The organism is Arthrobacter bussei (assembly GCF_009377195.2).
In the GTDB taxonomy this organism is placed as follows: domain Bacteria; phylum Actinomycetota; class Actinomycetes; order Actinomycetales; family Micrococcaceae; genus Arthrobacter_D; species Arthrobacter_D bussei.
Window position 1 is genome coordinate 840,955 of sequence record NZ_VJXX01000001.1, and the last position, 25,023, is coordinate 865,977.

General features: G+C 72.0%; 22 protein-coding genes. 14 read left to right on the forward strand and 8 right to left on the reverse strand.

What is annotated here, in order from left to right:
• Nucleotides 1-61 precede the first annotated feature (61 nt).
• The 4 genes from FNH21_RS17015 to FNH21_RS03950 all read left to right on the forward strand — a co-directional run bounded on the left by FNH21_RS17015 (nt 62) and on the right by FNH21_RS03950 (nt 3,551).
• A complete protein-coding gene (locus tag FNH21_RS17015) occupies nt 62-1,981 on the forward strand; it encodes a PspC domain-containing protein (protein WP_241742718.1) in 1,920 nt (639 codons plus the stop codon).
• Nucleotides 1,978-2,292, forward strand: coding sequence for a hypothetical protein (locus FNH21_RS03940; protein ID WP_152812435.1), 315 nt, complete (start codon nt 1,978-1,980; stop codon nt 2,290-2,292). The genes FNH21_RS17015 and FNH21_RS03940 overlap by 4 nt, the downstream gene beginning before the upstream one ends.
• A 138-nt stretch (nt 2,293-2,430) precedes the next feature.
• Nucleotides 2,431-2,670, forward strand: coding sequence for a PspC domain-containing protein (locus FNH21_RS03945; RefSeq protein WP_055768005.1), 240 nt, complete (start codon nt 2,431-2,433; stop codon nt 2,668-2,670).
• Between the two features lie 83 nt (nt 2,671-2,753).
• Nucleotides 2,754-3,551 carry a carotenoid biosynthesis protein gene (locus FNH21_RS03950; protein WP_191931588.1) on the forward strand — a complete coding sequence of 266 codons (798 nt, stop codon included), beginning with the start codon at nt 2,754-2,756 and terminating at the stop codon, nt 3,549-3,551.
• Nucleotides 3,552-3,667: 116 nt separating this feature from the next.
• On the opposite strand, the gene FNH21_RS03955 is transcribed toward FNH21_RS03950, so the two are convergent.
• Both FNH21_RS03955 and FNH21_RS03960 read right to left on the reverse strand, forming a co-directional pair.
• Nucleotides 3,668-5,101 carry a phytoene desaturase family protein gene (locus tag FNH21_RS03955; RefSeq protein WP_152812439.1) on the reverse strand — a complete coding sequence of 478 codons (1,434 nt, stop codon included), beginning with the start codon at nt 5,099-5,101 and terminating at the stop codon, nt 3,668-3,670.
• Nucleotides 5,098-5,964 carry a UbiA family prenyltransferase gene (locus FNH21_RS03960; protein WP_338403143.1) on the reverse strand — a complete coding sequence of 289 codons (867 nt, stop codon included), beginning with the start codon at nt 5,962-5,964 and terminating at the stop codon, nt 5,098-5,100. Before FNH21_RS03960 ends, FNH21_RS03955 begins: the two co-directional genes overlap by 4 nt.
• A 236-nt stretch (nt 5,965-6,200) precedes the next feature.
• Here FNH21_RS03960 and FNH21_RS03965 point away from each other — a divergent pair, with 236 nt between their 5' ends.
• Together FNH21_RS03965 and FNH21_RS17390 are read left to right on the forward strand one after the other, a co-directional pair.
• Nucleotides 6,201-7,226 carry a 6-phosphofructokinase gene (locus tag FNH21_RS03965; RefSeq protein ID WP_055767992.1) on the forward strand — a complete coding sequence of 342 codons (1,026 nt, stop codon included), beginning with the start codon at nt 6,201-6,203 and terminating at the stop codon, nt 7,224-7,226.
• Nucleotides 7,223-7,954, forward strand: a complete 732-nt coding sequence (locus FNH21_RS17390; RefSeq protein ID WP_152812441.1) for a GNAT family N-acetyltransferase — start codon at nt 7,223-7,225, stop codon at nt 7,952-7,954. The genes FNH21_RS03965 and FNH21_RS17390 overlap by 4 nt, the downstream gene beginning before the upstream one ends.
• Before the next feature lie 54 nt (nt 7,955-8,008).
• Here the strand turns inward: FNH21_RS17390 and FNH21_RS03975 are convergent, their stop codons facing one another.
• The 4 genes from FNH21_RS03975 to FNH21_RS03990 all read right to left on the reverse strand — a co-directional run bounded on the left by FNH21_RS03975 (nt 8,009) and on the right by FNH21_RS03990 (nt 11,216).
• The gene (locus FNH21_RS03975; RefSeq protein WP_191931589.1) at nt 8,009-8,443 is read right to left on the reverse strand and encodes an ankyrin repeat domain-containing protein; all 435 of its coding nucleotides are present in this window, start codon (nt 8,441-8,443) and stop codon (nt 8,009-8,011) included.
• Complete coding sequence (ygfZ, locus tag FNH21_RS03980) at nt 8,440-9,531, reverse strand: CAF17-like 4Fe-4S cluster assembly/insertion protein YgfZ (RefSeq protein WP_152812443.1); 1,092 nt, start codon at nt 9,529-9,531, stop codon at nt 8,440-8,442. Before ygfZ ends, FNH21_RS03975 begins: the two co-directional genes overlap by 4 nt.
• A gap of 99 nt (nt 9,532-9,630) precedes the next feature.
• Nucleotides 9,631-10,230 carry a heme-binding beta-barrel domain-containing protein gene (locus FNH21_RS03985; protein WP_152812445.1) on the reverse strand — a complete coding sequence of 200 codons (600 nt, stop codon included), beginning with the start codon at nt 10,228-10,230 and terminating at the stop codon, nt 9,631-9,633.
• 233 nt (nt 10,231-10,463) lie between these two features.
• Entirely contained in the window at nt 10,464-11,216 is a 753-nt protein-coding gene (locus FNH21_RS03990) for a hypothetical protein (RefSeq protein WP_152812448.1), read from the reverse strand.
• Between the two features lie 203 nt (nt 11,217-11,419).
• Here FNH21_RS03990 and FNH21_RS03995 point away from each other — a divergent pair, with 203 nt between their 5' ends.
• The 6 genes from FNH21_RS03995 (at nt 11,420) to FNH21_RS04020 (ending at nt 18,038) form a co-directional block, all read left to right on the forward strand.
• Nucleotides 11,420-12,127 (forward strand): winged helix-turn-helix transcriptional regulator, encoded by a 708-nt coding sequence (locus FNH21_RS03995; RefSeq protein WP_055767977.1) that lies wholly within the window; start codon nt 11,420-11,422, stop codon nt 12,125-12,127.
• Between the two features lie 227 nt (nt 12,128-12,354).
• Nucleotides 12,355-13,326, forward strand: coding sequence for a mycothiol synthase (mshD, locus tag FNH21_RS04000; RefSeq protein ID WP_152812450.1), 972 nt, complete (start codon nt 12,355-12,357; stop codon nt 13,324-13,326).
• A gap of 75 nt (nt 13,327-13,401) precedes the next feature.
• The gene (locus FNH21_RS04005; RefSeq protein WP_152812452.1) at nt 13,402-15,624 is read left to right on the forward strand and encodes an RNA degradosome polyphosphate kinase; all 2,223 of its coding nucleotides are present in this window, start codon (nt 13,402-13,404) and stop codon (nt 15,622-15,624) included.
• Nucleotides 15,624-16,592, forward strand: coding sequence for an NUDIX hydrolase (locus FNH21_RS04010; RefSeq protein ID WP_152813961.1), 969 nt, complete (start codon nt 15,624-15,626; stop codon nt 16,590-16,592). Before FNH21_RS04005 ends, FNH21_RS04010 begins: the two co-directional genes overlap by 1 nt.
• Nucleotides 16,593-16,755: 163 nt before the next feature.
• Nucleotides 16,756-16,995 carry a hypothetical protein gene (locus tag FNH21_RS04015; RefSeq protein ID WP_241742720.1) on the forward strand — a complete coding sequence of 80 codons (240 nt, stop codon included), beginning with the start codon at nt 16,756-16,758 and terminating at the stop codon, nt 16,993-16,995.
• A gap of 176 nt (nt 16,996-17,171) precedes the next feature.
• A complete protein-coding gene (locus tag FNH21_RS04020) occupies nt 17,172-18,038 on the forward strand; it encodes a 4'-phosphopantetheinyl transferase family protein (protein WP_206687024.1) in 867 nt (288 codons plus the stop codon).
• A 172-nt stretch (nt 18,039-18,210) separates the two neighbouring features.
• Here the strand turns inward: FNH21_RS04020 and FNH21_RS04025 are convergent, their stop codons facing one another.
• Together FNH21_RS04025 and FNH21_RS04030 are read right to left on the reverse strand one after the other, a co-directional pair.
• Complete coding sequence (locus FNH21_RS04025) at nt 18,211-19,581, reverse strand: M1 family metallopeptidase (RefSeq protein WP_191931591.1); 1,371 nt, start codon at nt 19,579-19,581, stop codon at nt 18,211-18,213.
• Entirely contained in the window at nt 19,571-23,482 is a 3,912-nt protein-coding gene (locus FNH21_RS04030) for a Pls/PosA family non-ribosomal peptide synthetase (RefSeq protein ID WP_338403198.1), read from the reverse strand. The genes FNH21_RS04025 and FNH21_RS04030 overlap by 11 nt, the downstream gene beginning before the upstream one ends.
• A 201-nt stretch (nt 23,483-23,683) precedes the next feature.
• Between FNH21_RS04030 and FNH21_RS04035 the strand changes: the two genes are divergently transcribed.
• Complete coding sequence (locus FNH21_RS04035; protein WP_152813965.1) at nt 23,684-24,463, forward strand: thymidylate synthase; 780 nt, start codon at nt 23,684-23,686, stop codon at nt 24,461-24,463.
• Complete coding sequence (locus FNH21_RS04040; RefSeq protein WP_152812458.1) at nt 24,460-25,023, forward strand: dihydrofolate reductase; 564 nt, start codon at nt 24,460-24,462, stop codon at nt 25,021-25,023. The genes FNH21_RS04035 and FNH21_RS04040 overlap by 4 nt, the downstream gene beginning before the upstream one ends.

The window sequence follows — 25,023 nt, forward strand, 5'->3', positions numbered from 1 at the left end:
CAGGGTCGAGTCAGGGTAGGCCCCGATGGTCCGGCGCCTCCGCCGCCGGGAGGATGGAGGCATGACCTCAGCACCCACCCCAGGCGGGCCGTCCTGGCAGCACGAACCGGCCGCACCGACCGCGGGACCTCCCGCCTCCTCCCCGTTCTTCCGCTGGATCCGTGGACTCGACATCACCCGGGCACCCGATCGATGGGTCGGGGGCGTCTCCGGGGGGATCGCCCGGCGTACGGGCCTCGACCAGGCCCTCGTCCGGGGGCTCATCGTGATCCTCTCGGTCTTCGGCGGGATCGGCGTGCTGCTGTACGGCCTGGCCTGGGCACTGCTGCCCGAACCGGACGGACGCATCCACGTGGAGCAGGCCGGCCGAGGGTCGTGGACGTCCGGCCTGACCGGCGCGGCCGCCCTCGTGGCGATCGGCCTGCTGCGCCCCAACATCCCCCTGTTCGGCGACGGCGGGACGGGCGGCCTCCTGTGGACCCTCTTCTGGATCGGCGCGGTGGTCCTCTTCGTCTACTGGATCGTCAATCGGAACGGTGGCAAGGGCCGGCCCGGGGGGCCCGGCTTCCAGGGTCCCGGCGCCGGGCCTGCTTCCGGCGGACCCGGCTTCGGCGGACCAGGTGCCGGCGGACCCAGCTTCGATGGACCAGGTGCCGGCGGACCCGGCTTCGATGGTCCCGCTTCCGGCGGACCAGGTGCCGGCGGACCCGGCTTCGATGGATCCGGGTCCGGGCCGTCGCAGCCCTTCGGACCGGCACCTTCGAACTCCGCGGCCCCCGGTTCCGCGGCTGTCGGGCCCCCGCCCACCGGACCCGCGCCCACCGCATCAGATCCGGACGGACCGGCATCCGCGGCGGCGAGCGGGGCCGGCTCGGCCACGACCGATACCGACCCGTCCGGAGGTACACCGTCCGGAAGTACACCGTCCGGTGGCGCGTCCGTCTCCACTACTTCGGGCGCGGCGGCGGGGGCAGAGACCGGACCGCCCATCCGGTCCGTCGGAGCAGCACCGGGCGCCACTCCGGAGGGTGACGGCCCGGTCACGGGTGCCGACCCGGTGACAGAAGACCACGACGACCGCACCGTCCCCCTGCCCTACCGTCCGGATACCCTGACCCGCCCCCTTCCCGGCCCCTTCCCCTACGCCGCCGACACGGACGGGCCGGGTTGGTCGGGCTCCGGGTCCTATGCCCCCTTTCCCGCGCCCTACGCATCGGGGCCAGGGACAGGTCCGGTCACCCTCCGCGCACCGCGGCCCGTCCGCATCCGCCCGAGCCGCCCGTCGGGGCCCGCCACGGCGCTGCTCATCGGCGGTGCCCTCGTCGTCGCTGCAGCACTGCTGGCCGCCGACTACCTCGGCGCCCTCGCCGTCACCGATGCAGCGGTCGTCGCCTGCGCCGCAGCCGCCGTCGTGCTCGCCCTCGGCGTGATCGCGCTCGGGCTGCGGGGGCGCACGTCGGGTCTTGTCGGAGTGGCCGCCACCCTGACCCTCCTCGGCGGGCTGATCGCGTCCTTCTCGGTGATGGGCGGTACGTGGATCGTCGCGCAGGAGAGCCGGACCGCGCCCGCCGTACTCGCCCGCGCGGCTGACGGCTACAGCATCCTGGCGGCCCAGAGCACGATCGACCTCTCGGACGTCCGTCGCCCCACCCGGGATGTCGTCGTGCCGGTCAACGCGCTGGTCAGCGAGGTCACCGTGATCGTCCCGGGCGACGTACCCGTGGAGGTCCGGAGCCGCATGGCACTCGGTGCCGCGGAAGCCCGCGGGACCGCCGTCGACGATGCGGCGGCCCCGGAGTTCCGGAGCGACGGCGGCGTCCTGCAGCTGGACAACCGCGAGCTCAATCCGGACGCCTCCGGTCCCGCCATCGTGCTGGACGTGAGGGGCGCCCTCAGCGACGTCACCATCATGACGGCCTCGCCGTCGGACAGCCCGGCACCCAGGACCAGTGCACCCACCCCCACAGGAGACACCCCATGAGCACCGCCATCACCCCACCTCCGCGCCGCGTGCGCCTCGTCACCGTCGTGTGGGGGATGGTCATCCTGACCGTCGCCGGGCTCCTGCTCGCCGGCCAGTTCATCGCCCTGTCCATCGACCCGGTGGTGGTGGCCCTGGGTCTCCTGGTCGGCGTCGGACTCGCGCTCGTCGCAGGAGGCCTTCTGTCCCTGCGTGGACGCGGCACGCCGATCGGTCAGCAGGACAGGGACAGCGCGGGTATCGCGTCGTTCGAGGACGACGACGACCTCCCGTCCGCCGGGCACGGCCCGTATTCCCCCACGGCATACTGAAGCGGAGCACCGGATCCCCGCATCAGGCGGCGCTCCGACCCCGGCATCACCGGGGCGCCACCCAGGCAGCGCCGAGGCAGCACCCGATCGACCGACCGACAGTCACGGCCGACACGGCCAGAACCCGAAAGGCACACCATGCAGTCCTTCTACCGCATCCTCCGCTCCTCCCCCATCAAGCGCGCACCCGGGGGAATCCTCGGCGGCATCGCCTCCGGCATCGCCCGGGAGTACGGCTGGCGGGTGAGCTACGTCCGGATCGCGATGCTGCTGAGCTTCCTGCTCCCGTTCATCGGCCTTCCCCTCTACGCGGTGCTCTGGCTGCTGCTGCCGACGACGGACGGCACGATCGCGCTGGAGAAGGCACTCAGCCGCTGACACCCGCCAGGACGGGCGCGACGGGGACGGGGCCTTCGGAGACGATGCCCCGTCCTTCTCCGTGACCTGCAAGGATGGATGCCGTGCCGAAGACCTCCGCTGCCCGAAGCTTCCCCCTCCTGCTCGTCGTCGCCTGCGCGTTCCTCTTCGTATCCGGCTACTTCGTGGTGCGGTTCCCCGACGTCGAGGGCGCCGAGTACGCGTCCTACGGCTTCAACCTCCTCATCGCGCTTCCGGCTTTCGTCGCCCTCGTCCACCAGTTCGGCGCCGCACGCGGCGCCGCGACGCTGATCGCGGTGTCGGTCTTCGGTTACCTGATCGAGGGATTCGGGGTGGCCACGGGTGTCCCCTACGGCGAGTTCTACTACGGCAGCGCCATGGGCCCCACCATCCTCGGCCTCGTCCCGTACCTGCTGCCGCTGTCCTACGTGCCCCTCGTCATCGGAGCCGTGGCCATGGTGTCGGGCGCGGGTTCCCCCCTGCGAAGGATCCTGCTCGGCGGTCTCCTGCTGGTCGTGATCGACGGCGTGCTCGACCCGGGCGCCGTGGCCCTCGGATTCTGGATCTGGCCCGGTGGCGGCCCCTACTACGGCGTACCGCTCTCCAACTACGGCGGCTGGCTGATCTCCGGACTCATCGCATCGGCACTCGTGACCCTGATCGGCGGACGGCGCATCGCCGATCAGCCGCTCCGGCCCGGCCTGCTCGACAGCCTGCTCGTGTCGATGTTCCTTTGGCTCGGCGTGTGCATCTTCTCGGGCCTCGCGTTCCCGGCCGTCCTCGCCGCGGTGCTCATCGCCGGCATCGTCCGCCGGCGGCTGCAGCTGACCCGGAGCATCGCAGCCCCGCAGGCCTCCGGCGCCCGCGCACACTCCGGCTGACCGGCCGCCACCGCGGTCCATGCGGCCGGGTGGAAGATTCAACCGCCTGAACCGGAGGAGTCCCGCATCCCGTGCCGCGAGGCGGAAACCGGTCGGTTGCCCGCCGATGAGGCTCCCTAGGCCACCGGTCCCAGCCGCGCCAGGAGCTTCTGCGTGGACATCATGGCCCCGCCGAGGACGGCGGGCAGCCCACCTCCCGGATGCACGGACGCACCCACGCGCCACAGCCAGGGCCGCAACGGGTCCGAGTACGGCGGGACGTGGAACGGCCCGCTCATCCAGGCCGGGTGCACGGCGCCGTACAGCGCCCCGCCGGCCGACCCCCGCTCGCCGAAGTATCCGGGGTCGAGCACCGTCGACGACGCGACGTAGTTCTCGAGGGGCTCGGGCAGGCCGAGGACGCGGGTGGTGCGGGCCAACTCCCGCCGGACGAAGGGATCCTCGAGCGTGTAGGTCCGGCCGTTCGCCGGGGCGGTGAGGAGCAGGGCGAGGGTCGCCGACCGGTTGGGATACACCTCGTCAGCGGGATAGTAGTTGGCGAACGCCATGGTCTGCTCCGGCTCGGAGCCTTCTTCGAGGCTCGCGTAGAGCGCCGCGGGATCGTCCGGCATGATGACGCCGTGCCGCGGGGTCCCCTCGGGCAGGGGGCGCGAGAGGACCGCGTACACACCGACGGCGGAACAGGTGAGCCTGCGCGGCGTCCTCGGACGACGACCGGCCAGCAGCCCTGCGAGCCGATGGGCGTCGAGGCCACTGACGACGGCGTCGGCCGGGTACGTCCCCTCCGCCGTGACCACGCGACGCCGGCCTATCCGCCGTGCAGGCTCCCCGGTGCGGATCTCGACGCCGGCGCCGACAGCCAGCCGTTCCAGGGCGAGCACGAGCTCGTAGATGCCACCGCGCGGGATCCAGACGCCGTCGTGCGCCATGATCGCCGGCATGCTCGCGTAGAGGGCGGGCGTCCGGGTGGGGCTGACCCCGGCATTGAGCGTGTGGATCGCGATGACCTCCCGTAGCCCCTCGGGCAGCCAGTGGAGGCTGTCGAGGTAGCTGCGGGTGGTGAGGCGACGCCCGTAGAGGCCGGCGAGCTTGGCCAGCGCCGGGTGGGACTGCCGGTCGAGCGGACCGGTCGTCAGCAGGCGTGAGACGTCGCCCCCCAGCACACCGTGCTCGGCGGCGAAGCGTTCCCAGGCGTCGTGCCACGGGTGTCCCGGGGGGACGGGCAGCGGGCAGGCCTCCCCGCGGTAGTAGTAGGTGCCGATCTCGGCCAGGCGCTCGAGATCCAGGCCGGCCTCGGCGGCGGCCGATGCGGGATCGGTGGAAGCGGGGGTGACGGCGTCGAGCAGGTCCAGCAGCTCCCGCCAGACCGTCGGGAAGGTGAACAGCGACGGCCCGGTGTCCATGCGCTGGCCGTCCACCTCGATACGGCGGCTCTTGCCGCCCACATGGTCCGATGCCTCGAGCAGCGTGACACTGTGACCCGCGCGGCCGAGGAGCGCGGCGGCGGTGAGACCACCGATCCCGCCCCCGACGACGACGACGCGGCTCATCGGTAGAGCCCCAGCGTGAGGGCGACGACGAGCTGGACGCCCGCAACGGTGCCCGCCACATAGGGGAAGGCGATGGAGTAGCGGTAGAGCCGGTGGCCGGTCTCGGGCCGCGGATCACGCCACAGGCCCCGGAGGAGCCACCCGGCGATCAGCGCGTTCACGACGGCGACCGGGATGTTGACGAGGGCGAAGCACACGGTGGAAAGGGCCCACCACGCACCGCTCCACGCGACGACCCCACGCGGCCCGAGCCGGACCGCCGTCGTCGTGATCCCCACTCCCCTGTCCTCGTCGATGTCCTGGACGGCGTCGTAGGTGTGTTTCGCCGCACTCCAGGCCATCAGGCCTACGGCGGCCGCCCAGACCGGCTCGGCACCCAGGGCGTAGGGCACGATCACGAGGGGGAAGGCGTAGGCCGCGTTGCTGATCGAATCGAGGTAGGGACGCGCCTTGAAGCGCAGGGGTGGCGCCGAGTAGAACACGAACACCAGGGCGTAGGCCGCGATCCAGGCGAGCGCCGCAGGAGGCAGCGTGACGGCGAACCACGCGAGGAACGGCACGTTGGTCGCGAGGACCGCGATCCAGATGGCCCGGACCTCCGATGCCCGGATGAGCGCCCCCTCGAGGGAGCCCTTGCGCGGGTTGAGCGCGTCGGTGTCCTGGTCGAAGATGTCGTTGACGCCGTAGATGAGGAGATTGAACGGCAGCGTGAGCCAGACCAGGAGCGCCAGGACCTCCCACTGCCAGAACGCCCCGGTGAGCCACAGGCCCACGACGCCGGTGCCCAGCGTGTTGATCCAGAGGACCGGCCGGGAGATGTGGACCATGCGCAGCGCCGCTGGCGCAAAACCTGCCTGGGGCACTGCTGGTGTCCTCCTCGGACCTGCGGGGGATCGCTCGGCGGGACTCGGTCCGCCGTGCGCCGGTCCGTCCCAGCCTACGTGCTCCCCGGCACACCCGACGCCGGACCGGCAGGGGGTCCGGGCAGGGTGTGACGCGTTCGGGTGGCCGGGCCGGGGTGTGTCTAGAATCATAGGCGGGCCCAACGGCGTGCTCCTGACGGACCACCCACCCCCTCTCCGAAGGAAACCCACCCCTCATGAAGATCGGAATCCTCACCAGCGGCGGCGACTGCCCCGGGCTGAACGCCGTCATCCGTGGCGCCGTGCTCAAGGGCATCAAGACGTACGACCAGGAGTTCGTGGGATTCCGGGACGGGTGGCGAGGCGTCGTCGAGGGTGACGTCGTCGACCTTCCCCGCCATGCGGTGCGGGGCATCTCCAAGCAGGGCGGCACCATCCTCGGCACCTCGCGCACCAACCCGTTCGAGGGCAAGGGCGGCGCGGAGGCCATCAAGGCCAATCTCGACCGGTTGGGCATCGACGCGGTCATCGCCATCGGCGGCGAGGGCACGCTGGCCGCCGCGAAGCGGCTGACGGACCTCGGCCTCAAGATCGTGGGTGTTCCCAAGACGGTCGACAACGATCTCGACGCCACCGACTACACCTTCGGGTTCGACACCGCCGTGCAGATCGCCACCGAGGCGATCGACCGCCTGCGCACCACCGGCGAATCCCACAGCCGCTGCATGATCGCCGAGGTCATGGGGCGCCACGTCGGGTGGATCGCCCTGCATGCCGGCATGGCCTCCGGTGCGCACGCCATCCTCATCCCCGAGCAGCAGACGAGCATCGAGCAGATCGCCGAATGGGTCTCGGATGCCAACGCCCGAGGCCGCGCGCCCCTCGTGGTCGTCGCGGAGGGCTTTGTGCCCTCGCACATGGAGCAGGCCCACTCGGAACGCGGACTGGACACCTTCGGCCGCCCCCGCCTCGGCGGCATCGCCGACCAGCTCGCACCCGAGCTGGAGTCCCGCACAGGCATCGAGACCCGCGCCACCATCCTCGGACACATCCAGCGCGGCGGCGTGCCGACGTCCTTCGACCGCGTCCTCGCCACGCGCCTCGGCATGGCGGCGGTGGATTCCGTCAAGGACGAGCTGTGGGGCACGATGGTCTCGCTGAACGGCACGGAGATCGCCCACGTGGGCTTCGAGGCCGCACTCGGAAATCTGAAGCGGGTTCCGCAGCACCGCTACGACGAAGCCGCCATCCTCTTCGGGTGACCGTGGAACTCGATCCCGGCACCGTCTCGATCATCAGGCTCGCCTGGTCACGGCTTCTCGGACTGGAGGACGGCGCCCTCGAGGGCGACGGCGGCGATCGCCTCTACAGCGTGGACGACGACACCGGGGTCCTGACCTTCGTGACCCTGTTCGGCCGCGAGATCCTGAAGGGTCCGCGGTGGGCGGTCGACGCGGGCAGGACGCTGACGGGTCCCGACCTCCGGAGCCACTCGACCCTGCTCTCCCTGAGCCGCGACCACGGCGGCCGGGGACTCGGCGAGGCACGGCTGTACTTCTGCGACACGCTGCCCCGCTTCGACGGCCCTCCGGCGGTGGTGTCGGGCGAGCGGGATCTCGTCCTCGATCTCGAACGCCGGTGCCCGCCCGACGATGTCGCGGAAGCCGGCCTCAGCGAGTCGGAGCACCCTTTCGTACTGGTGGAGGGCGACGGCGAGCCGGAAGCGGGCCGCCCGGTGCCGCTGGCCGGGGCGGGCTACGACATCTGGGAGGGGATCCTCGCGCACCTGGCCGTCATCACCCCGCCCGACGAACGGCGGAAGGGCTACGCCCAGCGCATCGCGGCCGTGGCGGTGGCGGAGTCCATGGCTGCCGGCCTGGTGCCCCAGTGGCGCGCTCGGACGGACAACACAGCATCGCAGCGCACCGCGCTGCGGGCGGGATTCGCCTACGCCGGGACCCAGACGTCGGTCATCCTCGACGCGAAGTGACCCTCCCGGCAGGCCGGAACGGCGGGCACCCTGCTGACGGGCGCGCGGAGGCGGTCACCCGTCGAACAGGGCCATGAGCTCGGTCCGGCCGAACATCTCCGCTGCGGCCCGAGCGGACGGGGTACCGGCGTCGGGGTCCGCTCCCGCGTCGAGGAGCAGCCGCGCGACCTCGGTGTGACCCTTGAAGACGGCGCCCGCGAGCGGGGTCTGCCCGCGGTCGTTCGCCTGGTCGGCGTCGCCTCCGCGCGCCAGCAGGTCACGGACGATCGCGGGATGCCCGCTGTAGGCGGCCAGCATGAGCAGGCTGTCGCCCGCCGTGTTGGTCAGCGTGTGGGGCACCCCGGCGTCGAGGTAGCGGGTGAGCGTCGCGGCGTCGCCCTGCCGCGCGGCGTCGAACAGGGCATGCGCCAGGGCGATCGCCGCCGCCGCTCCGTCGTCGCCCGGGGCCGCCTGCCGGCCGCCGCCCTGACCGTCATGGACACCGGTCACCGCGGCGCCCTCAGGAAGCCCGTGGCGCGTCCGACCACCTGGCCGGCGTCAGGCGCGACGATGACCTCCTGCGCTGCGGCGTAGAGCTCGTCGCCGTCCTGCACCAGGAGGTCCGCGGAGGCGTCGACGGACCGCTTGAGGACGGCGAGGGCGATGGGGCCCATCTCGTAGTGGTGACCGACGGAGGTGACCCGGCCCACGGTCCTGCCCTCGCTGAGCACCGGGCTGCCCGCCACGGGAAGCGTGTGCTGGCTGCCGTCGAGGTGCAGGAAGGTCAGGCGCCGCGGAGGATGCCCGAGGTTGTGCACGCGCGCGACGGTCTCCTGACCCTTGTAGCAGCCCTTGGCGAGATGCACGGCGGTGCGCATGAGGTCGAGTTCGTGCGGGATGGTCTTCTCGTCGGTCTCGAACCCGGGCCGGGGCCGCCAGGCGGCGATCCGCAGGGCTTCCGCGGCCGATGAACCGGCCAGGGCGAGCCCCGTCCGGGTCACGGTCGTGTCCAGTGCTCCGCGCGGCACGAGGTACTCGAACCAAGGGCGCTCGCGGCCGGGGTGGGAGCCTGCCTCGACCGTGGAGTACGCGTACCCACCCACGCCGACGGCGGGCCAGGGATCCTCCCAGACGACGACATCGGTGCCCAGCTCGGGCAGCGCGCCGGTCGCTCCGAGCACCGCCCACTCGTCCGTGGCGTCCGTCACCTCGACCCGCAGCATGAACTTCATGCGCTCGAGCCAGGCGGCGAGCGGCGCGGCCTCCCCACCCTCGGTGATCAGCCAGGCCGTGGTGCCGTCGTCGACGATGTGGATCGAGTACTCGATGCGCCCCTGGACGGTGAGCAGCAGGGTCTCCGAGCTCTGCCCGGGCCGCAGTCCGAGCAGCAGCTGGGAGGACAGGGTGTTGAGCCAGCTCAACCGGTCCGGTCCGGCGACCGTGACGACACCGCGGTGCGAGAGGTCCACGACGGCCTGCCCCTCGGCGAGGACACGCTGCTCACGGAAGGGATCCCCGTAGTGGGACGCGACGTGTGCGTCCGCTCCCCCGCCTTCGACGGCGCCGGGACGGGCAAGGAGTGGGCTGGGTGTGCTCATGACCATGTAACGCCTTCCGAGCGTGACTATTCCTGCGGTGGTGCGGGCGGCAGCCGGACGGGCGGCAGGGTCAGGACGTCTTCCGGACGGGCGGCAGGGTCAGAACGTCTTCTTGAGGATCGCCGATGCGTGCGCCTCGAGCGCGTTGCCGTCCGCCGCGACGTCCCAGCGCCAGTAGAGATCACCCTCCACCAGGCCGAAGAGGCGCGTGGCCGCGGTGTACTCCTTGGAGTGCTGTCCGCGCATCACGAGGTCCGTGCTCAGCTGGATCTGCGGACCCTTGATGCTGCCGTAGTACAGTTCGGCGATGCCGCCGGGGTGCACGATGGTCGCCGTGATGTCGAAGCCGCCGGCGTCGTTGCGGAACTGCTCCACCTCGTCGGCGCTCTTCAGGGCGGGGACGATGTCGGCGGGGTTCAGACCCGGGCCGACGTCGGAGTCGTCGAGCTTGCGCTCCAACGACCAGAAACCCGTCTCCACCGAGAGCGGGCGCAACTGCGCGCCCTGCTCGTCGATGAGCCAGGACTCCGCGCTGTACTGCAGGTAGGGAAGGCCGTGCTGGGAGAAGACGACACGCTGGGAGAAACGCTCCGATTCAGCAGTCCCCTCACCGAGCATCCCGGTGCCCTCCCAGGTTCCGAGGAGCCACGACAGCGGGACGAGCTCGGGCGTGAGGTCGGTGGGCAGATCGATCGACATGGGGCTCCGGGCCGATCGGCTACTTCTGGCCCTTGTAGAGGCGCGTGATCACGAGGGCTGCGAAACCGGCCATGCCGAGACCGGCGAGGACCAGCAGCGAGATGAAGAAGATTTCAAGAGCGAGGATGGACATGCCTCCATCCTAGCGCGGGGCACCGACGCCCCGGGACGTGCTCGCCGCAGCGCGGACGGCTTCCCGGGCGGAGGCAGCGGCACGCCCGGTGGGAGGACGATCAGGCCAGGAGCAGCTTCTCGAGGAAGTACACGACGGCGCCGAGGGCCAGCACCGGGGCCACGCCCGCCGCGATCGCCGCGGTGGTGTCGAGGGGGGACTCGCGGGCCACGAGGAGGCGGCGGGTGCCGGCGAGGACCGCTCCGCACGCCACGCCCACCACGGCGGCGGGAAGGGCCGGGACATCGGTGAACAGGAGTGCGCCCAGCGGACCGGCGAGCGCTGCGAGGACGACGGCGGCAGGAGCCACGAGGCGGTCGGGCAGGGGCAGGAGGCACACGGCGATCGCGATGATGATGCTCACCCCCGTGACGAGGAGGACGCCCGAATCGGCAGCATTCACCCCCAGCCTGTCGGCGGCCACCCAGCCCGATCCCATGGCCACGGCGATCACTCCCGAGCTCGCCCCGAGCGTCGATTCCAGGCGGTAGCTCTGTCCCGTGCCGCGGATCAGCTGGATCATGAAGACGGCCCCGACACCGAGGGCCACCGACGCGGGGAACCAGGTCAGGAAGGACGGCCCGGGGCCGGCGGCGGTGAGGACGACGGCCAGCAGGGCGCTCAGTCCGATCGCCGCGGCCTGGCTCTTCCGGGCGGGCACCCGGAGGATCGCGGGCCAGCCGATCGCCGCGACGAGGCACAGCACTCCGGCGACGATCGCCACCGACGGCGACGAGACATAGGAGGCCCCGACGATCGCCGCCGTCGCCCCCGACGCGGCCCCTGCCGCTGCGGCCACACTCGTCCTCTTCATCCCAGCAATACTGCCCTACGTCCTCGGGGGGCGGGAAAACGGCGGCGGGACGCCCGGCGCACGGACACCGTCGCGTGCGCCGCATCACAGGCCGGGGAGGCCTGCGGCTATACTTGCCCACATCTCTACCCGCCTCGCCCACCCGTCCAGGGGGCGGTGGCGCCGCTGCCCGATGATGCGCATTCCCGACCCGTGGAGGACACATGCCGCACATCCTGATGCTCACGAACACGACCGGATCGTCCGTCGACATCCTGCCGGCCCTCGAACTGCTGAACCACAAGGTGCACATCCTCGCGGCCGAGCCCACGGCCCTCCTCGAGACGGAACCGTGCGACGTCGTCCTCGTGGACGCGCGGAAGGACCTCGTGGGCGCCCGGTCGCTGACCCAGCTGCTGAAGGCGACGGGCCTGAGTGCCCCCCTGGTCCTCGTCCTGACGGAGGGCGGTATGGCCGCCGTCGCGGCCAACTGGCTCGCCGACGACGTCGTGCTCGACTCCGCGGGTCCTGCGGAGGTGGAGGCCAGGCTGCGCCTAGTCATCGCGAGGTCCGCCGCTGCCGGCGAGGAGACCAGCACGGAGATCCACGCCTCCGGGGTGGTCATCGACGAGGCCAGCTACACGGCCCGGGTCGGCGGCGAGCCGCTGAACCTGACCTACAAGGAGTTCGAGCTCCTGAAGTACCTGGCGCAGCACCCCGGCCGCGTCTTCACCCGTGACCAGCTCCTGCACGAGGTCTGGGGCTACGACTACTACGGGGGCACGCGCACCGTCGACGTGCACGTGCGGCGCCTCCGGGCGAAGCTGGGCTCGGACCACGAGCAGCTCATCGGCACCGTGCGCAACGTCGGGTACCGGTTCACACTCACCCGTCTCCCCGAGGACCGCAGCTCGGTCAACCAGGACGCCTGACCGGAGGCCGCCCGGACAAGGACCCCCGCGGGAACGACGAAACCCCCTTCCACCACGGGTGGAAGGGGGTTTCGCTGTCCCGGTGACGGGACCGTGGTGGAGGACATACGGGTCGAACGTATCGCGGGCACCCCACTGGTGCATCCCCCTCGAGCAGGTCACGACACTACCCCACGCCCGGGCGACCGGCAAACCGGCACCGACCGGGGCAGGGCTAGGCTGGGCGCATGACCGCCGTCGAGCACACACCCACCTGGTCCGTCGACAGGATCGCCGGCGCGCCGGCGGTCGCGACCCTCGAGGAGATCCGCCGCCTCGCCGCGGCAGCCTCCGAGGCCGACGGCAACCCTCCCCTCTCGGAGCAGACCCTCGTCACGCTGCGCGCCGAGGACGCCGGCGAGCGACTGCTCGTCATCACCGCGCGGTCCGCGGGCCAGCCGGACAGCGATCTGGCCGGAGTCGCGGTGATCACCCGCGGGTCGGGCGACGGCTCCGTCCTCGAGCTCGTCGTCGGGCCGGACTGCCGGGGGGAGGGCGCCGGAACGGCGTTGATCGAGGCCGTCCTCGCCGAAGGGATCACCGATCTCCGCGGCTGGTCCCACGGCAACCATTCGGCGGCCGCCGACCTCGCCGCGCGCTTCGGCTACGCGCCCGTGCGGGAACTCTGGCGCATGCGGCTCACGCGTGCCGCCGTCGAGCAGTCGGTCCCCGCCCTGCGCCTGCCCGACGGCGTCGTGCTGCGTCCCTTCGTCCGCGGTCGGGACGAGGAGGCCTGGCTCGCCGTCAACGCCGCCGCCTTCGCGCACCATCCGGAACAGGGGGCGACGACGCGCGCGGACCTCGAGGCACGCCTGGACGAGGACTGGTTCGACGCCGCGGGCTTCCTGCTCGCCGTGCGGTCCGCGGACGACACCCTGCTCGGCTTCCACTGGACGAAGGTCCACCCGGGCACCGGCGGGCACCCGGCCATGGGCGAGGTCTACGTCGTCGGGGTGGCGCCCGAGGCGCAGGGTACCGGCCTCGGTAAGGCGCTGACCATCGCGGGGATCGACCACCTGCACGGCAAGGGCCTGCAGGCGATCATGCTCTACGTCGACGCGGACAACACCGCCGCCGTCGCGCTGTACCGCGCCCTCGGTTTCACCCGGTGGGACGTGGACGTCATGTACGCGCGGACCGCGGCGCAGGCCACCTTGTAAGGTTATTTTCGAGGCGTACCCCTGCCCGATCACGGCGGGGTACGCGATGATGCCCGCCCACCTGCAGGAGACGCCATGGATTCGAAGACCACACCCCGGGGTGCCTCGCTCTACGGCTCGTCCGAGACGGCCCCCGCGCGGGCGACGCAGGACCGCATCGACATCCCGGAGTTTGCTCCGAGCCTCCTGCCCTCCGGCGACATCCGGCCGGACCGCTTCCTCGACCGCGAGATCAGCTGGCTCGACTTCAACGCCCGCGTGCTCGAACTCGCGGAGGACCCCGAGCTCTTCCTGCTGGAGCGGGTCAACTTCCTCTCCATCTTCGCGTCCAACCTCGACGAGTTCTTCATGGTCCGTGTCGCCGGGCTGAAGCGCCGCATCGCCACCGGGCTCGCCGTCCCCTCGGCCGCGGGACTCAGCCCGATCGAGCAGCTCGAGAAGATCATGCAGGACGGCTACCAGCTGCAGCAGCGCCACGCGGCCGTGTTCGCCGAGCACATCCGGCCGGCCCTCGCCGAGGAGCAGATCCACCTCACCACCTGGCAGGAACTCGACGGGACCGCGCGGGCGGAACTGCACAAGATCTTCGCGGAGAAGGTCTTCCCGATCCTGACGCCCCTCGCCGTCGATCCCGCCCACCCGTTCCCCTACATCTCCGGGCTCTCCCTCAACCTCGCCGTCGTGGTCCGCAACCCGGTCAGCGAGAAGGAGCTCTTCGCCCGCGTGAAGGTGCCGGACCAGCTGCCGCGCCTCATGTCCGTGGACGGGCCGCGTGCCGGGAACGTCGCCGGGCGGATCGCGCGCTTCATCCCGCTCGAGGAGGTCATCGCCGTCCACCTCGACCAGCTGTTCCCCGGCATGGAGGTGCTCGAGCACCACCTGTTCCGCGTGACCCGCAACGAGGACCTCGAGGTCGAGGAGGACGACGCCGAGAACCTGCTGCAGGCCCTCGAGAAGGAGCTGCTCCGCCGCCGCTTCGGTCCGCCCGTGCGCCTCGAGGTGACCACGGACATCAATCCGAGCATCCGCGCCCTGCTGTCGCGCGAGCTCGGCGTCGAGGAGGACGAGGTCTACAACCTCCCCGCCCCCCTGGACCTCCGGGGACTCAGCGTCATCGCCGGGATCGACCGCGGCGACCTGCACTACCCGAAGCACGTCCCGCACACGAGCCGCCACCTCAACGAGAGCGAGACCTCGAAGGCCGCGAACGTCTTCGCCGCCATGCGCCGCCGGGACATCCTCCTGCACCACCCCTACGACTCCTTCTCGACGTCGGTGCAGGCGTTCCTGGAGCAGGCCGCGGCCGACCCCAAGGTGCAGGCCATCAAGCAGACGCTGTACCGCACCTCGGGTGACTCCCCGATCGTCGACGCCCTGATCGACGCCGCGGAGGCCGGCAAGCAGGTCCTCGCGCTCGTCGAGATCAAGGCGCGCTTCGACGAGCAGGCGAACATCTCCTGGGCCCGGAAGCTCGAGCAGGCAGGCGTGCACGTGGTGTACGGGATCGTGGGCCTGAAGACGCACTGCAAGCTCTCCCTCGTGGTGCGGCAGGAGATCGACGGGTTGCGCCGGTACTGCCACATCGGCACCGGCAACTACCACCCCCGCACGGCGCGGTACTACGAGGACCTCGGTCTCCTCACCGCGAACGAGCAGGTGGGCCAGGACCTCTCCAGGCTGTTCAACCAGCTCTCCGGGTACGCCCCGAAATCCACGTTCAAGCGCCTGCTCGTCGCTCCGCGCTCGGTCCGCTCAGGCCTGATCGACCGCATCGAGCGGGAGATCGCCAACAAGCAGGCCGGTCTCGCCGCGCGTGTGGTCATCAAGGTCAACTCGATGGTGGACGAAGCCATCATCGACTCGCTCTACCGGGCCTCGCAGGCCGGCGTGCAGGTCGACGTGATCGTCCGCGGCATCTGCTCCGTCCGCCCCGGCGTCCCGGGACTCAGCGAGAACGTGACGGTGCGCTCCGTGCTCGGCCGGTTCCTCGAGCACTCCCGCGTCTTCGCGTTCGCCAACGGCGGGGAGCCCGCCGTCTTCATCGGCTCGGCGGACATGATGCACCGCAACCTCGACCGTCGCGTCGAGGCACTCGTCCAGCTGAGCGCACCGGAGGACATCTCCTACCTGATGACCCTCATGGACCGCTACATGAACCCGGGCGTCTCCAGCTGGCACCTCGACGAGACGGGCTGCTGGACCCGGCACCACAAGGACGACGGCGGCGCACCGCTCGAGGACATCCAGTCGTGGCTGCTCGCCTCCCGGGCGCGCCAGCGAGCGGTGTCGCGCCGCTGATGGCGACGTCGACGAAGGACGCGACCGCCCAGACCGCACCGGGCAGTGGCGCCACGGTCATCGCGGCAGGCACGCTGTGCTGGCGCGTGGAGAAGGGGTCCCTGGAGGTCATGATCATCCACCGGCCGCGCTACGGCGACTGGTCGTGGCCCAAGGGCAAGCTCGATCCGGGTGAGACGACGCCCGAATGCGCCGTGCGCGAGACGTTCGAGGAGGTGGGGGTGAGCGTCAAGCTCGGCATCCCGCTCGCGACCATCACCTATCCGGTCACGTCGGGTGGGAAGACGGTGCACTACTGGGCGGCGAGGACCGAGCGGCTCACGCCCGTGCCCGACGGCAAGGAGGTGGACCGCTTCGAGTGGGTGGCCCCGGAGCGGGCCCGGACGATGCTCAGCAACCCGTCCGATGTCGAGCCGCTCGACGCGCTGGTCGCCGCGCACCGCGCGAAGGACCTGCAGACCTGGCCGCTGATCGTCGTGCGTCACGCGAAGGCGAAGCCGCGCTCGTCGTGGAGCCGCGCCGAGGGCGAGCGTCCCCTCGCCGCCACGGGCCGGCGCCAGGCGATCGCGGTCGGCCGGCTGCTGCAGGCCTGGAACCCCGAGCGCGTGGTCAGCAGCCCCTGGGTCCGGTGCGTCCAGACCGTCTCCCCCTACGTCAATCAGCGCAGCGCGAAGCTCAAGCTCGTGGATGCCCTGACCGAGCACGACGCCGCTCGCCGGCCCGGGCGCGCGCGGTCGGCCGTCGAGCGGGTCTTCGACAAGCGCCGGTCTGTGGCGATCTGCACCCACCGGCCCGTGCTGCCCCTGGTCTTCTCGGTGCTCGGCAACCACATGACCGGCACCCTCCGGGCCCTCCTGCCGGTCGAGGACCCCTATCTGGCGCCCGGCGAGGCCGTGATCTGCCAGGTCAGCAGCGCCAACCAGGGGCGGATCGTCTCGGTGGAGCAGTTCAGGGCGTACGACGACTGAGCCCCGACACTCCTACCGGACGCACCCGTGCTGATCAGCCACGACGATGATCGGTTCACGGAGGATCACCCGCCGGTCCCGCCCCGTTCATGCCTGGTTCATCGGCCTTCCCTAGGGTCGGAAGCTCATGCACAGCACGAACCGACGGACGGGAACCGCAGGGATGGCCGATGTGAAAGGCGTTGTGCGGGGACTCGCACCGCACGAGATCGAGGAACTCCAGAGCATCGGGCCGGCCGGGCCGCTGACACCCCGGCTCGTGCACGCGATCGACCGCGCAGCCGGCGGCCCCGGGGAGGGACGCGGATACTATGTGTACGGCCGGCGAACCGACGCCGACCGACCGCGCCCGTTCATCCTGCGCGATGACGTCTGCACCGAACTCTTCGACGTCCGTCCCTAGGGGTCCGTCACCAGGGATCCGTTACTAGGGGTCCGTCACCGGGATTCCGTCACCAGGGATCCGTCACCCGGATCCACCGGCACGGATCCGCCGTCGTACCCTTGCGCAGGGCCCGTCTGGCCATCGTCCGTGGGCAGGACCACCTCGCGGGAGCATCCATCGACCATCATGGGGTGATGACGTCCCGATCGCTGCCCGGCGCCGCCTCCCCGGAGCCGCCGTCCGGCGTCGTCGTCCGGCTCGTCCGGACCGGTCCCGCACCCGGTCCTCGCCCTGGGCCCGACCCGTCGGGCGAGCCGGGCGGGCGGGCCCCTGCCCGGTTCGAAGGCTTCGACGATGTCGACGGTCTCGATGCCCTCGAACGTGAGCGCGCCGGTCGTTTCGTCGATCCGGTTCGGGCAGGGCAATTCGTGGCCGGCCGTGCGGCCCTCCGGGAGCTCGCCGCGGAGCTGCTCGACGTCGATCCCGGACGCCTCCGGTCCGACTTCGCCTGTCCCCGGTGCTCGCCCGCCGGCGGGTCCGACCACGGGAGGCCCGGCTACACCGTGGACGGCGAGCGGACGCCTCTGTCCCTCAGCCTCTCCCGCGCCGCGGGGTTCGTCCTGGTCGGCGCCCTCACCGTGATCGGCGACCGGGCGGACAAGCCGCAGAGCCTGGGCGTGGACCTCACCGCCGTGACCGAGGTGGACTTCGACGGCTTCGACGACGTGGCCCTGACGGCCCGCGAGCGCCGGTCCGTGCACGGGATGCCACCGGACGGACGCGCAGCGACGCGGGCACGGCTCTGGGCGCGGAAGGAGGCCGTAGCCAAGGCTCTCGGGACCGGCTTCGGCGGCGGTACGGACCCGGGTGCCGGCGCCGGTCCCCAGACGGGTGCGCGCGCAGGCGCGGAGGCGCTCAGCGGCGCGGGGCGCGGTACACGGCCCCTCGATCCGCACGAACTCGACGTCCTCGACGATGGCCGGGTCAGGGATCTGCACCGGATCGACGGAGTGCTGCTGAACGGGCACGGACTGACGGCCGCCGTCGCCGTCGTGCCCTAGTCCCGGGCCGTGGCCCTCGGCCGCCGGGCGGCAGGCCGCGCGCGTCGACCAGGGAAGCGGGCCCGGTGGCAGGCCGCACGCGCCGACCAGGGAAACGGTCCGGGCGGCAGGCCGCGCGCGTCGACCAGGGAGGCGGGCCGGGCGGCAGCGGCCCGTCGCCGGACGATCCGCTCTACGGGGCGGGAAGCGCCCCGGTGTGCAGCCACGGACCGAGGAGCGCCTCGGCGTCGGTCCCGGGCAGGGTACGGGTCACGAAGGCGAGGAAGTCCGGCGTCGTGACCGAACCGAAGCGGTGCTCGGCCGTCCACGAACGGAGGAGGCCGAAGAAGGCGTCGTCGCCCACGGCGGTGCGGAGTGCATGCAGCGCGAGTGCGCCGCGCTTGTACACGCGGTCGTCGAACATGTCCGCGGCGCCGGGGTCGCCGATCACGAGATCCTGGGGTTCACCGGCGAGACGCTGGTGCGTCGAGCGCGCATGCGCCTCCGCCGTCGTCGCCCCGCTCGCCTCGGACCAGAGCCACTCCGCGTAGCAGGCGAAACCCTCGTGCAGCCAGATGTCCTGCCAGCGGGCGGTGGTGACCGCGTTGCCGAACCACTGGTGCGCGAGCTCGTGCGCGATCAGCCGTTGCGCCTCCCAGCCCTCGTCGAGGTGGTTGCGCCCGATGATGGACAGCGTCTGCGCCTCGAGGGGGATCTCCAGCTCGTCGTCCGCCACCACCAGGAGGTACTGCGGGAACGGGTAGGGCCCGAAGCACTCCTCGAAGGCGGTCATCATCTCGTGGTGCCGGCCGAGGGAGGCCTTCGCCGCGTGCGCGAGGGCCGCCGGCACGGCCGCGTACTGGGGAACGGGACGCCCCCTTTCCCGTCCGCCGCCCGCATGGCGGGGAAGGTGGACGGCGGGCTGCGCCGGGTCGTTCAGTGCCACGAGGTCGTACCGGCCGATCTGCACGGTCGCGAGGTAGGTGGGCATCGGCTCCGACTGCTCGTACACCCAGGTGGTGCGGCTGGACTTCGCGATGCGCGAGACGAGCACGCCGTTGCACACCGCGCGGTAGCCTGCGTCGGTGGTCACGGTGAACCGGTAGGACGCCTTGCCGGAGGGGTGGTCGTTGCAGGGGAACCACGACGGCGCACCGGTCGGCTGCCCGGCCACGAGGACGCCGTCGGTGAGCTCCTCCCAGCCGACGTCTCCCCAGATACCGCTGATGGGTGCCGGGTTCCCCTCGTACCGGATGTCGAGCCGCAGCTCGGCGTCGTCGGGCACGGGATCACGGAAGGCGACGACCAGCTTGCCCGCCCGCTCCTTGAACGATCGCACGCGCACCGTGTCGGAGGTGACCTTGGTGGTCCGCAGCCCGCTCAGGTCGAGCTCGAGCTGGTGCAGCTCGCGGTGGGCGGCCATGGTGAGGACCGCACGGCCGGAGAGGCGGTTGCTGGCGAGCTTGTAGTCCAGGGTGAGGTCGTAGTGCTTCACGCGGTAGGCGGTGCTGCCGTTGCCCGGCGTGTAGGGATCGGGCGCGGAGCCCTCGGAGCTACTGCCCACGCACGGGTCCGGGCCCGGTCCACGAGCTGACCGGGTTCCCCATCCAGGAGCTGCCGGCGGGAACGGTCTCTCCCCGCATGACGAGCGAGGCGGGTCCCACGGTGGCGCCGGAGCCGATGTCCGCCGCGGGGAGGATCACGCTGTGCGGGCCGAGGGTCGCGCCTGCAGCGAGTTCCACGGTGTCCATGCTCATGATCCTGTCATGGAAGAGGTGCGTCTGCACCACGCAGCCACGGTTGACGGTGGACCCGGCGCCCAGCGTCACGAGGTCCGCCTCGGGGAGCCAGTAGCTCTCGCACCAGACACCCTGCCCGATCTTCGACCCCAGCGCACGCAGCCACCACACCAGGGCGGGTGTCCCGCTGGCGGCGCGGGCGAACCACGGGGCGCTCACGCTCTCGATGAAGGTGTCCACCACTTCGTTGCGCCAGATGAACGAGCTCCAGAGCGGGTGCTCCCCCGCCCGGATGCGTCCCACGAGCAGCCACTTCGCGAGGACGGCGCTTCCCGCGGCGACGGCTCCGAGTGCCATGAACACCAGGCCGCTGAGCAGCGCTGCGACCGCATGCCCGGCCCACAGGGCGAGCGCGTCGACGATGACGAGCGAGGCTGCGGCGATCATGACCGTCAGGATGATCGGCACGATCCGGCAGAGCTCCCAGAACGCACGGGCGGCCTTGAGCCGCGGAGGCGGCTGGAAGGTGCGGCTGCGGTCTCCCGTCACGGCGAGGCGGCGCAGGCGCGACGGCGGACTGCCCAGCCAGGAGCTCCCGGCCTTGGCCTTCGCGGGGGTGGCCGAGAGGACGGCGACGAGCGAGTTCTTCGGGACGCGCCGGCCGGCCGACGTCATGCCGGAGTTGCCGAGGAACGCGCGCCGGCCGATCTTCGCCGGAGCGATGCGCAGGTGGCCGCCGCCGAGCTCGTAGGACGCCACCCTGGTGTCGTCCGCGAGGAACGCCCCTTCGCCGATGGTCGTCATCGCCGGGATCAGGAGCACCGTGGACGCCTCGACGTTCCGCCCCACGCGCGCCCCGAGCAGGCGGAGCCACACCGGCGTGACGAGGCTCGCGTAGAGGGGGAAGAGGAGGTCGCGCGCCATGTCGAGCGTGCGTTCGGTGGCCCAGATCCGCCACCCGGTGCGGCTGCGTGCCGGGTAGTGGCCCTCCTGGAGTCCGAGGCCGAGCAGCCGCACGGTGACGACGACGAGGAGCGCGTTGACCAGGAGCCACAGGACCGCGGCGAGGACCACCGGACCGACGAGCGTGGGCCATACGGCGGCGAGCGACGGCGCACCGCGGAGGGCGGCCACCACGGGCAGGGACGCGACGACGGCGGCGACGAACGGGATCAGCGCCAGCGCACCGGATGCTGCGGCGAAGGCCAGGAACGCCATGCGCGCTCGGAACGGCGAGCGGGACGGTGGGGCGTCGGGCCAGTCCTGCCGGGCGCGGCCCTCCCGTACCGCCGGCGACCCGGAGAAGAGCTGCCCGGCCTTCACCGCGCCCTGCACCGCGGACCCGGGTGCCACTTCAGCCCGGGCGCCGACCCTCGCGCCCGGCATCAGCGTGCTGCGCGCACCGACGACGGCACCGGCCCCCACGTCGATGGCACCGATGTGGACGCGGTCGCCGTCGATCCACCAGCCGGAAAGGTCCACCTCCGGCTCCACGGAGGCGCCTGCACCGAGCGTCAGGAACCCCGTGACGGGCGGGACGGAGTGGAGGTCGACGTCGGGCCCGATCCTCGCCCCGAGGGCCCTGGCGTACACGGGGACCCAGGGGGCACTCGCCAGGCCCACGGCGCCGACGCTGTCCGAGATCTGCTCGGCGAGCCAGAGCCGCAGGTGCACCCTGCCGGACCGCGGGTACACCCCAGGCAGGACGCCCCGCAGCAGGATACGGGCGGCGGCGACGGAGAGGGCCATGCGGCCGAAGGGACTCACGAAGACCAGCCAGGACGCCGCGACCCAGGGCCACGGCACGGTGGGCGCCGCGGTGAGGACGCCGAGGCCGACCAGGACGTTCGTCGCGATCATGGCGTACGTCAGCCAGCGCATGCCCGCGAGGAACTGCAGCGGGATCCCCATGAGGGTCTGGAAGACCTGCGACCTCCGGCTGGTGCGCCGCACGGTCCGGACGGGGGCGGCCTGCTGCTCGTCGCCGTCGCCCGTGCTCGCAGCGAGCGCCGCGAGCGCACCGAGCCGCGGGTGCGCGTAGATGTCCGCGACGGTGACGACCGGGTAGCGGGCGCGGATCAGGGAGACGAGCCGGGCAGCGGCGAGGGAGCCGCCGCCGTGGAGGAAGAAGTCGGCGTCCCCGTCGACCGGGACGGTACCGAGCACGGCCGCCCACTGGTCGGCGATCCACTGGACCTGCGGGTCGAGGGCCTCGAGCGGCGTCGCGTCCCCGGCCTCCTCCCTGCCGGCCACGGGCCAGGGCAGCGCGTCCCGGTCCACCTTGCCGCTGGTCTTGGTGGGCAGCGCGTCGGTCACGGTCAGGAGGGGCACGAGGGCCGCGGGGAGCTGCTCGGCCAGCAGGGCGCGGAGGACCGCGAGGTCGGGGGCGGCGGAGGCAGCGACGAGGTACCCGACGAGCAGCTGGTTGCCGGACGGCGTCGTCCGCACGGCGGCGGCCGCCCCGGCGATGCCCGGGAGGGCCTGCAGTGCGGCGTCGACCTCCCCGAGCTCGACGCGCCGCCCGCCGAGCTTCACCTGGTCGTCCGCGCGGCCGACGAACACCAGACCCGCCGCCTCCAGCTTCACGAGATCCCCGGAGCGGTAGGCGCGGTCCCAGCCGAGGGTCGGCAGCGGCGCGTACTTCTCTGCGTCCTTCGCGGGATCGAGGTAGCGGGCGAGACCCACTCCCCCGATGATCAGTTCGCCGACGGCGCCCTCGGGCACGGGCACGCCTGATCCGTCGACGACGGCGAGGTCCCAGCCGTCCAGCGGCAGGCCGATGCGGACGGGCCCGCCGCCGCCGAGGCGCGCGGCGCAGGCGACGACGGTCGCCTCGGTGGGCCCGTACGTGTTCCACACCTCGCGGTCGTGCACGGCGAGGCGCTGCGCGAGGTCCGGCGGGCAGGCCTCGCCGCCGAAGATGAGCAGCCGGACGTTCTCGAGCGCATCCGCGGGCCAGAGTGCTGCGAGGGTCGGCACCGTGGATACGACCGTGATGCCGCGGGCGATCAGCCACGGACCGAGGTCGACGCCGGTCCGCACGAGCGCGCGCGGCGCCGGCACGAGGCACGCACCGTGGCGCCAGGCCAGCCACATCTCCTCGCACGAGGCGTCGAACGCGACCGACAGGCCCGCCAGCACACGGTCGGCGGGGCCGATCGGCTCGCGCTGCAGGAAGAGGCGGGCCTCCGCGTCGACGAACGCCGCGGCCGAGCGGTGCGTGACGGCGACACCCTTGGGCGTGCCGGTGGAGCCGGAGGTGAAGATGATCCAGGCGTCGTCGTCGGGCGTCGGTGCCCCGTCGATACCCCGGACACGTCCCGCGGGGGTGAGTGCCAGGCCCGGCCCGACGACGACGGCGGCCCGTGACTCGGCGAAGACGACGAGCGCGCGCTCGTCGGGATCGTCGGCGTCCACGGGGACGTAGGCCGCACCCGCCGTGAGGACGCCGAGGATCGCGATGTACAGCTCGCTGGTACCCGAGGGCAGGCGGACACCGACAGCGTCCCCACGGCCGACCCCCGCCCGCCGCAGGGTAACGGCGAACGCCTCCGCGGCAGCGACCAGCTCCGCGTAGCTGAGAGCCGAGGTGCCGTCGTCGAGCGCAGAGGCGCTGGGGTGCGCCGCGGCGGTCGCGTGGAGGATGTCCAGCAGCGTCCGGGGCTCCGGCGCGCGTCCGGAGGCGGCGAACTGCGCCTGCCGGACAGCGGGACGGCCCGGGGACACGGCGGGATCGACGGCGGGATCGACGGTGGGTGCTGTCTCGGGCGGGGGGATGGTCACGGCTGGAGTCTTCCGGTGCAAGGTGAACGGCAGATGACCGGCGCTCTCCCCGGCCCCGGAAGTCTACCGGCGCCTCATCCGCTCTAGACTTGCCGGGTGAGCTCCCCCATCCCCACCCCGTACGAGGACCTGCTGCGCGACGTCATGGCGAACGGCGCGGCGAAGAGTGACCGGACGGGCACCGGGACCCGCAGTGTCTTCGGCCGCCAGCTGCGCTTCGACCTCGCCGAGTCCTTCCCGCTGATCACCACCAAGCGCGTGCACTTCAAGTCGGTGGCGCTCGAACTGCTGTGGTTCCTCCGCGGCGACTCCAACGTGCGCTGGCTCCAGGAGCGCGGGGTGTCCATCTGGAACGAGTGGGCGGACGACGACGGCGAGCTCGGCCCCGTGTACGGAGTTCAGTGGCGCTCGTGGCCCACACCCGACGGCGGGCACATCGACCAGATCGCGCAGGTGGTCGAAGCCCTGCGGACCAACCCCGACTCCCGCCGCCACCTCGTCTCGGCCTGGAACGTCTCCGAGATCAAGGACATGGCCCTGCCGCCCTGCCACGTGTTCTTCCAGTTCTACGTGACCCCCGGCCAGGACGGCGCTCCCGGGAAGCTCTCGTGCCAGCTGTACCAGCGCTCTGCGGACACCTTCCTCGGCGTGCCCTTCAACATCGCGTCCTACGCCCTGCTGACCCTGATGGTCGCCCAGCAGACGGGCCTGGAACCCGGCGAGTTCATCTGGACGGGCGGGGACGTGCACGTCTACGACAACCACGTGGAGCAGGTCGCGGAGCAGCTGTCCCGCGACCCGTACCCGTACCCGCGCGTCGAGCTCACCCGGAAGCCGGCCGGCATCTTCGACTACGAGCTGGAGGACTTCGCCGTGCTCGACTACCGGCACCACCCCACCATCAAGGCGCCGGTCGCGGTATGAGCCAGGACAGCCCGCCCCGTGCCCTGACGGTCTCCGACGCGGTCCGGGCCAGGCCCGTGATCGGCATGATCTGGGCCCAGACGGAGAACGGGGTGATCGGGAAGGACGGCGGCATCCCCTGGCACGTCCCCGAGGACCTCGCACACTTCCGTGTGACCACCACGGGGCACCCGGTGATCATGGGCCGCCGCACCTGGGAATCGTTCCCCGAGCGCTTCCGGCCCCTGCCGGACCGCACCAACATCGTCATCTCGACCTCCGTCACCGATCTGCCCGGCGCCGTCGTCGTCCCGTCGCTCGACGCCGCGCTCGCAGCGGCTGCGGCTGCCCCGGGGGCGGACGAGGTCTGGATCATCGGCGGCGGGCGCGTGTACGCCGACGGTATGGCCCACGCCCACGCCGCCCTCGTCACGGTGGTCGAGGACGCCGCGGAGGGTGACACCCTGGCGCCCGCCCTCGGTCCGGACTGGTCGCTCACCGCGCTGACGCCCGAGACGGGCTGGCTGGAGTCCTCCAGGGGTCCGCGGTACCGGATCAGCCTCTGGACGAGGCAGGACTGA